10 protein-coding genes are annotated in these 11930 nt (G+C 67.1%); all 10 read right to left on the reverse strand.

The genetic code is table 11. The annotated features are described in order from the left end of the window. Window positions 1-32 precede the first annotated feature (32 nt). The gene (ribD, locus tag KHO18_RS11580; protein WP_144198032.1) at window positions 33-1154 is read right to left on the reverse strand and encodes a bifunctional diaminohydroxyphosphoribosylaminopyrimidine deaminase/5-amino-6-(5-phosphoribosylamino)uracil reductase RibD; all 1122 of its coding nucleotides are present in this window, start codon (window positions 1152-1154) and stop codon (window positions 33-35) included. 40 nt (window positions 1155-1194) lie between these two features. Continuing rightward, on the reverse strand, window positions 1195-1734 hold the full coding sequence (locus KHO18_RS11585; protein WP_211943229.1) for a GspH/FimT family pseudopilin: 540 nt from the start codon (window positions 1732-1734) through the stop codon (window positions 1195-1197). 1 nt (window position 1735) lies between these two features. Continuing rightward, entirely contained in the window at window positions 1736-2209 is a 474-nt protein-coding gene (locus tag KHO18_RS11590) for a type IV pilin protein (protein ID WP_186296837.1), read from the reverse strand. Beyond that, a complete protein-coding gene (locus KHO18_RS11595; RefSeq protein ID WP_244844717.1) occupies window positions 2206-4032 on the reverse strand; it encodes a pilus assembly protein in 1827 nt (608 codons plus the stop codon). The genes KHO18_RS11590 and KHO18_RS11595 overlap by 4 nt, the downstream gene beginning before the upstream one ends. After that, complete coding sequence (locus KHO18_RS11600) at window positions 4029-4595, reverse strand: pilus assembly protein (RefSeq protein ID WP_211943230.1); 567 nt, start codon at window positions 4593-4595, stop codon at window positions 4029-4031. The genes KHO18_RS11595 and KHO18_RS11600 overlap by 4 nt, the downstream gene beginning before the upstream one ends. Then, window positions 4589-5521, reverse strand: coding sequence for a PilW family protein (locus KHO18_RS11605; protein ID WP_244844718.1), 933 nt, complete (start codon window positions 5519-5521; stop codon window positions 4589-4591). The genes KHO18_RS11600 and KHO18_RS11605 overlap by 7 nt, the downstream gene beginning before the upstream one ends. Beyond that, window positions 5518-5919, reverse strand: coding sequence for a type II secretion system protein (locus KHO18_RS11610; protein WP_211943231.1), 402 nt, complete (start codon window positions 5917-5919; stop codon window positions 5518-5520). Before KHO18_RS11610 ends, KHO18_RS11605 begins: the two co-directional genes overlap by 4 nt. Window positions 5920-6093: 174 nt before the next feature. Further along, entirely contained in the window at window positions 6094-6540 is a 447-nt protein-coding gene (locus KHO18_RS11615) for a type IV pilin protein (protein WP_211943232.1), read from the reverse strand. 35 nt (window positions 6541-6575) lie between these two features. Beyond that, on the reverse strand, window positions 6576-11297 hold the full coding sequence (locus KHO18_RS11620) for a pilus assembly protein (RefSeq protein ID WP_211943233.1): 4722 nt from the start codon (window positions 11295-11297) through the stop codon (window positions 6576-6578). A gap of 46 nt (window positions 11298-11343) precedes the next feature. Beyond that, the gene (locus KHO18_RS11625) at window positions 11344-11928 is read right to left on the reverse strand and encodes a pilus assembly PilX family protein (RefSeq protein WP_211943234.1); all 585 of its coding nucleotides are present in this window, start codon (window positions 11926-11928) and stop codon (window positions 11344-11346) included. Between the last annotated feature and the right edge of the window lie 2 nt (window positions 11929-11930).

The raw sequence follows: 11930 nt of genomic DNA on the forward strand, positions 1-11930 counted from the left end.
GAATACGTAGGGTCTGTCTGTTCAGGGGGATGTCAGTGCTTGCTGTCGCCACGTCGGGCAATCAGCCGGAGGTCGTCGCCGATCTGGCGCACCTCGTGCCAATGGAAGGCGGCGGCGTCTTCGAGCCTGGCCAGCGGGGGCAGGTTGAACATGCCCTGCGCGTCGCCCAGCAGCCGGGGCGCCAGATAGATCAGCAGCTCGTCGGCACAGCCCTCGCGGATCAGGGACCCGTTGAGCTTGAAGCCGGCTTCCACATGCAATTCATTGATGCCGCGCTTGCCCAGTTCCTGCAACATTCGGCGAAGTTCGACCTTGCCGTGCGGATTGGGCAGCACCACCACCTCGGCGCCGCGTGCCTCCAATGCACGCTGCCGTGCGGCGTCTTCCACGGCGCAGAAGACCAGCACGGGCTTGGCGAAATCCCCGGAGTCGCGGTTCAGGATCTGCGCGTCTAGCGATACCTCGAGGCGGGAGTCCACCAGCACGCGCTGCGGCTGGCGCGGCGTGGGAATCGCCCGCACGGTCAGCGCGGGGTTGTCGTCCCGCACGGTGCCGATGCCGGTCAGGATGGCGCAGGCCCGGGCGCGCCAGGCATGACCATCGTCGCGCGCGGGTTTGCCGGTGATCCACTGGCTGGTGCCGTCATGCAGCGCCGTGCCGCCATCGAGGGAAGCGGCCACTTTCACGCGCACCCATGGCAGGCCGCGCGTCATGCGCGAGACGAAGCCGATGTTGAGGTCGCGCGCTTCCTTTTCCAGCAGGCCGCAGCGTACGTCGATGCCGGCATCGCGCAGTCGTTGCAGGCCGCGCCCGGACACCGCGGGGTTGGGGTCTTCCATGGCGGCCACCACGCGGGCGATGCCCGCGCGCACCAGCGCCTCCGCGCACGGCGGCGTGCGGCCGAAGTGGCTGCATGGTTCCAGCGTGACGTAGGCGGTGGAGCCGGAGGGATCGTGGCCGCGCGAGAGGGCATCTTTCATCGCCTGGATCTCGGCGTGGTCCTGGCCCGCCGGCTGGGTATAGCCCTGCCCGATGATCTCGCCATGCTTCATCAGCACGCAGCCAACGCGCGGGTTGGGCGTGGTGGTGAACATGCCCCGCGCGGCGAGCGCGAGGGCCAGTTCCATGGCGGTATGGTCGGAGTCGGAAAACATGGCGGGGCAGGCTGTGCCGTTAGGTGAGAAAGCAGGGCGGTCAGTCGCAGTCGGCATCGGGGCCGGCGCCGCAGATCCGGATGCGCCCCTGGGCGCCGAGCCTGACCTGCCGCTGCGCACCGCGGCATCGCACATGGAACGTGGCCGCGTAGAAACCGCCGCGTTCCGATCGAGAGTATCCCACAGGTGTCAAGCGGAGCGCAGGCGGCCCCTTGGCGCCATCGGTGCCACGCAGGGTCACGCGCAGGCAGGCGGCGTCCAGCGCGGTGACGGCGATGGGCGGCCCGGGGGGCGCCAAGGGCACCACCGGCGCGAGCTGCCATCCGCCATCCAGCGTGGTGGCGCCCGGCAAGGGCCCCAGCCGGATTTCGACGCGCCGGTTGGCCGCCGTGGTGCGTGCCATGGCCAGCGATGCCGCCAGCCGGTCTGCGGCATAGGTCACGGTGTGCTCGGCCAGCATGTGGCGCAGGGCGGGCAGGGCGATGGCCGCGAGGATGGCGGCCACGGCCAGCGAGACGAGGAGTTCGGTCAGCGTCATGCCGCTGCGCTGGCGGACGTGCGCGATGGCGGTCTGTTGCATTTCAGCATCCTTCGGGTGGTCGAGCGGGCGGACTTTCCGTGGTGAGCAGGGAAAGCCACTCGCCGGTGCTCCGCAGCACGAGGGTGCCGCAGCGCGTATCGACAAAAGTGGGTGTGGCGCGGACTTCGACGCAACGGGACAGGTCGAGTCCGGCGCAACTGGTGGCCGTTAGCCAGTGCCGGACCGGGGCGGGCGGCGCGGGCACAGGGCGGGGCCAATGGCCGGCCGGCACGGTTGCGTCGCGGGCGCTCGCAAAGGTCGACGCGTTGAGTGCGTGCCGCTCGAGCGCCAGCATCGCGGTGACCGCTTCGGCACGTGCCTGCATGCGCCATGCCCGGTGGAAATGCTGCTGCCATGCCGGTAGCGCCATGGCAGCGAGGATCGTGACGATCATCAGGGTGACCATCAACTCGACGAGGCTGAATCCCTGTTGGGTGCGCGGCAGGCAGGATCGGTGCGGCATGGCGGTGGTCATAGCGGTGTCCGGATCAGTTCGCGCCAGCCGAGCCGGCCGCGCCGGCGTGTCACGTAGGCGTGCTGTTGCAGGTGGGCGCCGTCGCCATGGACCTGCCACAGGGCGAGGGAATGGACATCCCGCCGGCTGGTGCCGGGAGCGACGGCGGCGCCTTCGATGACTGGCGAGAGGCCGACGATCGGACCGCCGAAGGCCGGATCGAACGGCAATCCCGTGATGGCGGCGCCCGGCTTGCCATCGGCCAGCAGAACAGTGACGGACTCCCCGGTGGCGGCGTCGATCAGGTAGCTCCGCGCGCGGCCATCGGGTCCCAGCGTGGTGAAGGCAAGATGGGCGGGGCTGGCCGCGTGCAGTGTCTCGATCCGTTCGCCGGGATGGGGAAGCGCCAGCGTCCATCCTGTCGTGCCGGGCGGGTCTGACGAGGGCGCGGCACGCAGCACCACGCCATTGCCGCTTGGGATGGCATGGATCTGGCGGGGATTGGCGCGTTTGCCGGTGCGGTCCGGGATGGCGGAAATGGCGTCGCCGGTGCCGTAGACGACGAGCGGGGTGGCGCCGGTGTACGTGATCACCGGTGGTTCGACACTGCCGCGTGTGCTGGCGGACTGGCGATGCAGGCACGTTGCCGCCTGGGGTGGCGTATTGGAACCCAGGGTGTCGAAGGGGAATCGCCAGAGACGGCCCACATCGTCGATGACGTACGCGGCGCGGGCGGCGCCACTGGCGTCGCTCCGCACCGTGACGGCCAGCAGTTGCGTGGTGGCCGTCTTGCTGTCGCAGCCTTGCTCCGGCAACGGCAGTCGCGGAACACGGCCGGTGGTCGCCCACGCGCCTGACGGCCGGTCCAGTGGAAGCAGCGCCAGGCCTGCTCGTGCGCCTGCCGGCGTGCCCGGCGCGAGGATGCCGACCGCGAACCAGCGGCGTTCGTTATCGACTGTGTACATGGCGGCGCGTAGTGGGCCGCTGCCGGTCAGCGGCAGGGCATCGTTTGCCGTCACTTCCCAGATCAGTTGGATGGGCGTGTCGGCGCCCAGGGTGGATACGTCGAGAACGAATGCGGTGCCGGGCGTGCGCGCCTTGGCGGGGGTGGTGCACAGGAGAAGGGTGCGCCAGCGGCCGTTTGGGTCAGCATCTACGCTAGTGGGCCGTGGGCACGATGGTGCCGGCATCCGCGTGCCTACGGCAGTCAGCGCGGCGGCTTCGGCCAGCGCGGCGAGCGGCAGGTAGCCGGTGAGTTCCTGTCCCGTGATCGCGTGGAAACCGTGCAGGATGCCATCGCGCGTGCCCAGCCAGACGGTAGTTGGCCGCAGCGCGTGTGCATTGCGGAAGGCAGTGTGGCCCGGCTGCATAGGCTGCCAGGCTGGCGGCGACACCACGTGCACGCGCGCGCCAGTGGCGCTGGCAAGCCGGGTGTCGCGTGGGCGCAGCAGGGCGGGTTGATTGCCGCGAAGCCAGGAGAGCCGGTCCGCGCCATGGGTGTCGGGCTGGTTGGTGGCGGGATCGATATTGAGGCGGTGCTTGGCCTCGGTATCGATGGCCGGCCACCGCAAAGGTGTCAGCCGTGCTCCGCCCAGATAGAGGCGGCGCGTGTCCGTGGCGCGTTGGTCGAGTAAATCGCCCGCTTCCCAGAGGTGCAGTACCCCACGCCGGTTGGCGTCGGCGGTAGTGCGGAAGCCGATGGCATGGAGACGGCCTGTCCAAGCGTAGGCGGCAGGCGCCACACGGTAGCCCATCGGCAGATGGCCCGCCTCATTGGCAACGGCGCTGGCGCCGCCGCAAAGCCCTAGCGCCAGTGCCATGCAACCGATGACTAAGCGGATCATGGCTGGAACTCCGCCTGGAGCAGCACGCGCACGGACGGATCGCGGCCAAGGCCGAGTGCGGTAATGCGGAAGCGCGGCCACTGCGCGGCGCCGGCCAGTGTGTGGAGAGGGTGGTCGAGGACTTCGATGAGGTAGCGCGGCGGATGCGTCGCCCCGGCAACGCCTTCGGGCAGATCGGGGAGGCGCACCCCGGTGAGCGCGCCAATCGACAGGGCCGGAACGCGCTCGGCCGGGCTGCCTTCGATCCACGGCCACCAGGCCGGCTGGCCGGTGCCCGTTCGACAGATGCCGCGCTGGGCCTCGTCACCACAATGGCCCGCGCCCGGCCACGATGCCAGCCGAGCATGCGGCGACGCGGCGGCCGCGAGCAGATCCGCCTCCGCATCGAGCAAGGCCGCCTCTGCCGCGCGGAACGCGATCTCGCGGTCCAGTTGCAATCCTGCCAGTTGACGGCCGGCGTGGAGGAAGTGCATCGCGGCGGCGCAAACGCTGGCCGTGAGCACCAGCATCGTCGTGACGAAGGCGAGGACGGCGATACCTTCTTGCGCACGGCGGCTCAACATAGGGCCTCCAGGCAGGGCGAAGGGTTGCGCAGGCGGAAGGTGGCGGTGAAGGCGCGCCGGCGGACCGCATGCCGGGTGGCAGGGGGGAACGACAAGTCTTCGTCGGCGTCGCCATGGGTCAGCGCAGGCAGCAGGGTCAGCGGCTCCGGTCGCGTCGTCTGCCCGGTAGCGCGGTCGCCCCGAATCACCAGCCCGATCTGCACGGTACGCACGCGATGCCAGCCGGCATCGCCCTGCGCGCGGATGTCGCGGGCGCGCAGGTAAGTATCCGCCTCACCGTCGCCGTCCTGATCGACGCCATAGCGCAGCTGCATGGTCTCCACGCCACGGACGAGCGTGCCCGAGGTGTAAGTGACGGCTTGCATCTGGCGCCCCTGCCGGCGCGGATAGCGGCACAGCAACTGCGGCACGCCATCACTGCCGAGGCCGATGTACAGCAGATTCATCGCGGCGTGATGCGAAGCGGGCACGCCATCGACCGGTTGGGCCGTTGCCGCCAGCGCATGCCCGCCACAGTCGGTCATGGTGCCGTCCGGCCGTGTGGTCGTCTCGCCGCTGCTGCTGCCGGAGAAGCGCAGGCGCAGCGCGTCGCTGTAATGCCGGCCCCGGGCGCCGCACGGGGCCGAAAGATCGATGGCGGGCTGGCCGCAGTCGTCGTGACCCTCGAGCGGCGCGGTGGGCGCCGGATGCCCGGGGGCAAGCGCGGCCTGGCCGGGAATCCAGCCCGCCTGACGCACCAGTTGGGCGACGATGCCCAGCGCCCGATGGCCGCGCTCCGCCATCATCACGCTGTCCGCGACGTTGGCGTACGCGTGCCGCACCACCTGGAACGTGGTGATGGCCAGCACGGATGCCAGCAACCCGAGCACCATCCCCACCATCATCCCGGTGAGCGTGAATCCGCGCAGGCGATAGCGGCGCTTCATGGCGCCACCCAAAGCGCCACGTGGGCGGGAGGCACCGCCATCCCGGGAGAGGCGTCAGGCGAGATGCGGACCGGGCCAGCCAGCACGATGCGCACGCCGGGCGCGCAGACCGGCTGAGGTCCGGACCCTGCGCTGAGCGCGCCGCACAACTGCGCGTGGCGGGCGCCGGGCGGCACCGTCGAACCGGCACCGGCCGTCTCGGCAAATTCCGACGCCCACTGGGTGGTCTGCGCCAGGCTCTCCTGCTCGCCCGCCAGCCGGAGCCACAAGGGGCCGAGCACCGCCAGCGGCATGGCGCCAATGCCGATGACGGCAAGACAGATCAGCGATTCAAGGAGGATGTAGCCGCGAGAGCGTTGCCGAGGGCGGCTGGGAGTGGAGGGCGGAGCAAGGGACATGGCGCATCGGTTCGAAGAGAACAGATGGCCACGATAGCCTCGGGCGAGGCCCTAAAACGTGTCCGGATGTGGAGGTTTTGTGGAAGTTTGTGTCCGAGGTCGGCTCGGAACACACCCAGGTCAGGAGTAGCCGGCTCGGCCCGCGCACAGGTCATGCGCGGGCCATGCAAGCTGCTACCAGCAATCCGCCTGGCTTCCGGTGCCCGTCTCGGTTTTGTTATTGAGATTGTCGATGCCGAGGTTTCCGCACAGCGCGTCGGCCAGCTTGGGCGTGGCGGTGAGGGTGTAGCCGGTGGCGTCGGCGCCGCCGGTCACGGCGATGGTGATCACATGGCTGCCTTGATCGCAGGTATCCCCGGACCCCGTGGTCTGGGCGGCGCATGCCAGCACCTTGAGATCGGCAGGGTTCGACGAATACTTGTTGTTCACCGTGAAATACCTCTCCTGGGCGCCCTGCACGCGCGCCAGGGCGGCCTTGGCTTCGGTGCGGCGCGCCTTGGTCACGTACTGCCCGTACTGCGGGTAGGCGATGGCGGCCAGGATGCCGAGCACCATGACCGTGATCATCAGTTCGATCAGCGTGAAGCCTTGCGCGTGCTGACGCAGTCCTGTCCGGGTCATTGCCGTCCTCCGTCTTGTTTCATGTTGCGCCACCATCAGTGCAGGATCTCGCGCCACGACAGACGGCCGCTCGGCTTGTCCGCGCTTTCCGTGATGGTCTGCGTGCCACCGCTCGAACCGGACATCAGCTTGCACTCCTTGCCCGGGCCGCAGTCGATGATAGGCGGCTTCGGCGTGATACCCACCGTCGAGCCGATGCCGCTTACTACCACGCCATTGACCGTATCGTTCGCGTCGATCTTGCCGTCGCCGTTGAGGTCCACCGGCGATTCATCCAGGCGCGCGCCGCTGAACGTGCCGACTTCATAGACGAAGCTCGAGCCGCCGCTGTCGCAGACCTCGGTGGACGGCGTCATGGTGATCAACACGACGCGTTTGCCACGGATCAGGGCGTCCGTGACCATGCGCTCGCCGAGTTGAGCGTAGGTCGGGCCGATCAGCAGGTCCATGTACCAGCCCTGGATGCCACCGGCGGTCAACTGCACCTTCGTGTCGGTCGTGATCCGGTAGGGCTTGCCGTAGGCGACTCCAGCCGACAGCGTCTTCTGTTCCTGCAGCATGCTGCGCGTGATCGTGCCCTGCGCGGTGATGTTCTGGTCCCAGATACCGTACAGCGTTTGGGTCGAGAAGTTCGAGGGGTCGCTATTGTCGACGTACCGGCCCGTGCCGAACACCACCATGTAGCCGCCGGTGGGGTTGCGCGCCACGTCCGGCTGGCCGGTGATCGGCTGCCGGTTGCCCGCGCTGTCCTTGGCCGTGAACATCAGCTTGCGCGTGGACTGCCACTTCGAATCGGTCTTGTCTGTGACATCGAACTTCCAGAGGTTGCCGAGCAGGTCGCCGGCGTAGAGGAAGTCCACGGTACCGTCGCCGTTGACGTCGGCCGGGAGCACCGAGGCAATCCCGTTGGATGCCGTTGCAGTGGCGTCGTCGAGCGTCAGCTTGAGGTAGTCCGTGCCGAGTGTCCAGCGCTTGGAGCCCCGCACGCGGTCCAGGTAGACGATGAAGATGGAGCCACGGCCCGCCGTGCTGTTGAAGCCGTTACCGAAGATCGCCACCCACTTGCCGTTCGACATCTTGACGATTTTTGGCTGGCCCACGACGTGGCCGAGATCGGCGTCGGCCGAGCTTGGGAACTCCCACAGCACGGTGCTGGCGGCGGTGCTCTCGCTGATGGATTCCGGATCGGTGACGTCGAGCGCGAACACGCCACGGCCGCCCAGGCCGAGGCCGCTGACCAGCACGGTGCGCCAGGCGCTGTTGATCTTCGCATCCTTGACGGCAGGTGTGCCGTCGACCGTGTAGGTGTGGACGTAGTCGAGGTTCGTCAGGGTGGGCAGCTTGCTGTACACCAGCGACGGCACGTAGGCGAACAACTCCTTGCCGCCGTCTTCATCCTTGGCGGAGAACGCGTGCATCATGCCGTCGTTCGCGCCCACGTAGAGCACCGGCTTGCGGGACCGCTTGCTCAGCACGAACTCGGCGTAGTCGTTACCGGCGTAGCCGGCGTTGGGCGGGCCCACGTACTGCGGGCTGGAGTTGACGATGTCGCCCAGGATGGTGGTGGGGCGGGTGCGGAACTTGCCGGAGGCGTCGCCCTCGTTGCTCTGGTCCCCGCGCAGCCAGTTGACGCGCTTCGTGCCGTCCGCGCCGCCCGTCGTCATGATGGTCTGGAAGTCGGTGGGCAGGCTGTTGTAGCGGAACGGAATGCCAGTGCCATCGGCATCTACGCTGTTGTACGTGAGGATCGCGCGGTTGGTGGGGGCGATGCTGCGGAGCGTCTGGCCGGCGTCCCAGATGGCGGGGAGGACGGTCTCGCCCTTGGTATCCAATGCAAAGTTGAATAGCTGGCCTGACCAGTCGGAGCCGTTGAAGCGCGCCTGATAGGACCGTGTGTTGATGTCCAGTCGGGATGAGCTTGCCGCGACGGAGGAGGACGACGAGGTGGCCAGGATCGAGATAAAGGCGCGCTCCAGCGCCGCGCTCAGCGCGCCCGGGTTGGTGGCGTAGAAGTAGTTGTCGGGCAGGCCATCGGAGCCGCCGTCGCCATTGGACAGGCGGACGTCCCATTCAGTCTGCTTGTTCGGGGTCTTGTCGCCGTCGCCGTCCTTGAAGCCGCCCCACTTGGCGGCGTACTGCAGCGGGTCGAGGAACTGCGAGCCCGAGTTGCCGGTTACGCTGTAGGTGACGCTCGTTTCTGCATCGCCCAGAATGCAGTTGCTGCAGCCCTTCACGCCGGTCGGGTCGGTGTAGTTAAAACCGTAGATGCCGGAGTGGAAGTGCGGGCCGTCCTTGTCGGTGCCGGATACCACGTAGCCGAAGCCCTGGCCATTGCTGGAGGAGCCGGACACCACCTTCGTCGACACCGTGATGTTGCCGCCGGTGACGGAGTAGCTCAGGATGCCCCAGACGTCCTGGTCGTAGTCGCCGCCGGCCACCGAATCTTCCCAACTGACGTAGAAGCGACCGCTGCTGGCGTCCTGCGAAATCACCTTGAAGTCGACCAGCGTGCCGGTGCTCGGGTCGACGTTAGTCGGGTGCAACTGGTAGGACGGCATGATCGTCACGGTCTTGCCACCGACATTCACGTTGATCTTGGGCGTGTTGGTCGCCAGCTGCACGGCGTAGGTGGAGACCTTCAGCGCGGCGTTGCGGGTGGTTTCATCGGCGGAAGTGACGTCGATGTCCGTCCGGATGCGGTTCATGTGCGCGAACAGCGCCGCGCCCGCGATCTGGAACGTGCCCTTCTGGGACGGTCCTTCCGGGCAGATCCCGAGCACGTTGCTGAGCGAGCCGACCTTCTTGGCCGAGCAGACATTGTCGATGATGCCACCGCTGACCCCGCCCGCGAACCAGTTGCCGTTGTCGATGCCTTCACCGGCGCCAACCTTGTTGGTCCAGTCGCTGATTGCCGGCGAGCCGGCCAGATCGCTCAGGCCGCCCAATTGGTCGTTGTCGTAGGAGGAAACGCTCGAGTTGAACACCAGCGCATTGAGCGGCGAGCAGTAGGGTGCCCGCTTGGGGTTCGACGCCGGCAGGTTCATCGGGTTGGCCCACGTCGCGGTCGTCAGGCCGAGGGCCACATCCTTGCCATTGGTCTTGGGTGCGAAATCGGCGTTGGCCGTCTTGCCGGCGAAGTAGCGGAGCGTCTCGACATAAATTTCCGAGATCGGATTGCCCCACGTGGAGCAATTTCCCTCGTTGGCCGGCTTGTTCTGGGCGTTCTGGCCGCCGCTCGGTTGAATGGCGGTTTGCTGATAGTTGCAGCTGTCTGCACTGGTGTAGCCCCCATCGCTATAGCTGTAGCCGTATGGGCGCAGCTTGTCGATGTTCCAGACAATGCCTTTCACGGGCGTGGCAGCGCGATAGGTAAAGACGCCGGTATCGGGGTTGATCTCGGTGGAGAAGTTCGTCACGTTCTGCCGAAGCACACCACCTGAGATGTTCTTGTCGTAGGTGCCCGTCATCAGCCCGAACAGCATCTGGCCGGTCTCGCCGTACTTCTGCAGCAACCCGTACGGCTTGTAGGCATTGCCGTACTGTTTGCACGATTCGCCGCCGATCAGGCCCGTTACGCAGGCCTGCACACGCGCGTTGAACGTGCCCTTCGCCTGCCCCGTGCCGGTGCCCCGCACCGACTGCGATGGGTTTTCTGCCGACGCGTTGATGCCCGATGTTGCGGCGCGGTTGCCGTTCGAGGAACCAGAGACAGTCTTGCCGTTGGTCTGCGGCAGAAAGCTGCTTTGGGTGTTGCTGGCCTCGCTGTACCAGTTGCACTGCCATTTCTCGCTGGCGCCCCAGGTGGCATAGTTGCCTTTGACCACGCGTAATTGCGGGGCCTGCGTGTTGGCCTGTGAGTTGATATTACTGCTGTCTTTCGGGGTGACGTTGCAGATCGTCAGCCCGCCGCGCGTGAGATTGGTCACGGTCCACGACGAATAGCTGTTGCTTGCGCCGGCCGGCTTGGAGACGCTGTCCGCGTAGATCGCCATCGTGATGGCGTTGCTGTTGCCAATACTGCTGATCCAGCCGGTCAGCGATGTGCCGGCCGGAGCGCTGCCGCGCGGAACCAGCCGAATCTGGTCGCCGATCTGCATCTTGGAGTTGTCGCTCACCGTCAGCGTCACCACGTCGGCGCGCAGTGTGATCTGGGTGGACGACGTCTGGGTCTCCACCTCGGAAGGCAGCTCCAGGTCTACAGGCACCAGTTTGCGCAGGTCGGCGCCACCGTAGTACTTGGCCCAGGCGTGGGCGTCCATCGGCAGGAAGGCGCGTTCCAGCACCGTGGTGGTGGCGTTATCGGTCGACCGAGTGCCGCCGTAGAGGATCTTGCGTACTTCGTCGATGCGGCTCATCGACACCCAGTTCAGGAAGTTGCCGCTCCACTTGGTGCCGTCGCAGTACTTTGCGCTGTCAGCCATCGCGGCAGGCACGAAGCCCTGGATGCTGCTGCTGTCATAGCTGTAGCATTTAGCCGAATCGAAATAGCCCGCGTAGCTGATGGTCGACCTATAGGTCGAATCCAGGATGCCGTCGCCGTCCAGGTCGGAGTAGTCGTTGTACGCCTTCTGGTGGAGCGAATGATCCTTGGAGAGATCGATCATCACCATCGGCGAAACGCCGCCGCCTGCATAGAGGGGCTTGGTGGACAGGTTGAGCTGCGCCGCCGAGGCGGAGGCTACGGCGAGCAGGAACGATGCCGCAAGCAGTACGGCTTGCAGGCGGCTCGCGGGTCGATGCGGGAGGAACGGTTTCATGGTGCGCCCAGCGGTTGGAGGGTTGCGCGACACGGTTCGGGAAGAATCACAAACGCACGACTTCCTGGATCATCACCTTCGTGCTCGGGTTGGCCCCGTAGCCGATGGCGCTGACGCGGAAGACGTACTTGATGTTGCCGGCCTCGAGGCTGCCTTCGTTGATGTCCGGGATCGATTCGATCAGGTAGCGCGGCTGCTTCGAGACGCCGTTGGCGCCCCCGGTCGGCATCTTCTGGTCGGCGGTCAGCAGCGTTATTTCGCCAAGTTCCACGGACCGGGCAGGATCTTCGAGGTACAGGTCCCACGCCGGCTTGCCCGTCACGGCGGGCAGGCAAAAGCCCTTGAAGCCGGCGACGTCGCAGGTCAGCGCGGCGCCGGTGACGCCGGAGATGAAGCGGATGTTGCGGATGTCGTTGCGGGCATCTCGCAGCGCCGCCTCGGCGGCCTGGAGCGCGATGTTCTGGTCGCGCGTGTTGCGGGCCATGCGCTCGGATGACAGGCTGGACATGCTCGCGGCCAGCCCGACCAGCGTCAGGATGATCAGGAACAGCAGCACCAGCACCAGCGAGATGCCGCGCTGCCCCTGGCGTCGATGCAGGCGGGCGCGCGGACGGGGAGGGATTCGCGTCATGT

The sequence above is a fragment of the Cupriavidus campinensis genome, from assembly GCF_905397395.1.
Classification (GTDB): Bacteria; Pseudomonadota; Gammaproteobacteria; order Burkholderiales; family Burkholderiaceae; genus Cupriavidus; species Cupriavidus campinensis.

Excerpts from the sequence above, each read along its gene's own strand:
- KHO18_RS11610 (WP_211943231.1), bottom strand. The coding sequence starts at position 5,919 with ATGTCCCTTGCTCCGCCCTCCACTCCCAGCCGCCCTCGGCAACGCTCT.
- KHO18_RS11625 (WP_211943234.1), bottom strand. The coding sequence starts at position 11,928 with ATGACGCGAATCCCTCCCCGTCCGCGCGCCCGCCTGCATCGACGCCAG.
- KHO18_RS11595 (WP_244844717.1), bottom strand. The coding sequence starts at position 4,032 with ATGATCCGCTTAGTCATCGGTTGCATGGCACTGGCGCTAGGGCTTTGC.
- KHO18_RS11600 (WP_211943230.1), bottom strand. The coding sequence starts at position 4,595 with ATGTTGAGCCGCCGTGCGCAAGAAGGTATCGCCGTCCTCGCCTTCGTC.
- KHO18_RS11615 (WP_211943232.1), bottom strand. The coding sequence starts at position 6,540 with ATGACCCGGACAGGACTGCGTCAGCACGCGCAAGGCTTCACGCTGATC.
- KHO18_RS11605 (WP_244844718.1), bottom strand. The coding sequence starts at position 5,521 with ATGAAGCGCCGCTATCGCCTGCGCGGATTCACGCTCACCGGGATGATG.
- KHO18_RS11590 (WP_186296837.1), bottom strand. The coding sequence starts at position 2,209 with ATGACCACCGCCATGCCGCACCGATCCTGCCTGCCGCGCACCCAACAG.
- KHO18_RS11620 (WP_211943233.1), bottom strand. The coding sequence starts at position 11,297 with ATGAAACCGTTCCTCCCGCATCGACCCGCGAGCCGCCTGCAAGCCGTA.
- KHO18_RS11585 (WP_211943229.1), bottom strand. The coding sequence starts at position 1,734 with ATGCAACAGACCGCCATCGCGCACGTCCGCCAGCGCAGCGGCATGACG.
- ribD (WP_144198032.1), bottom strand. The coding sequence starts at position 1,154 with ATGTTTTCCGACTCCGACCATACCGCCATGGAACTGGCCCTCGCGCTC.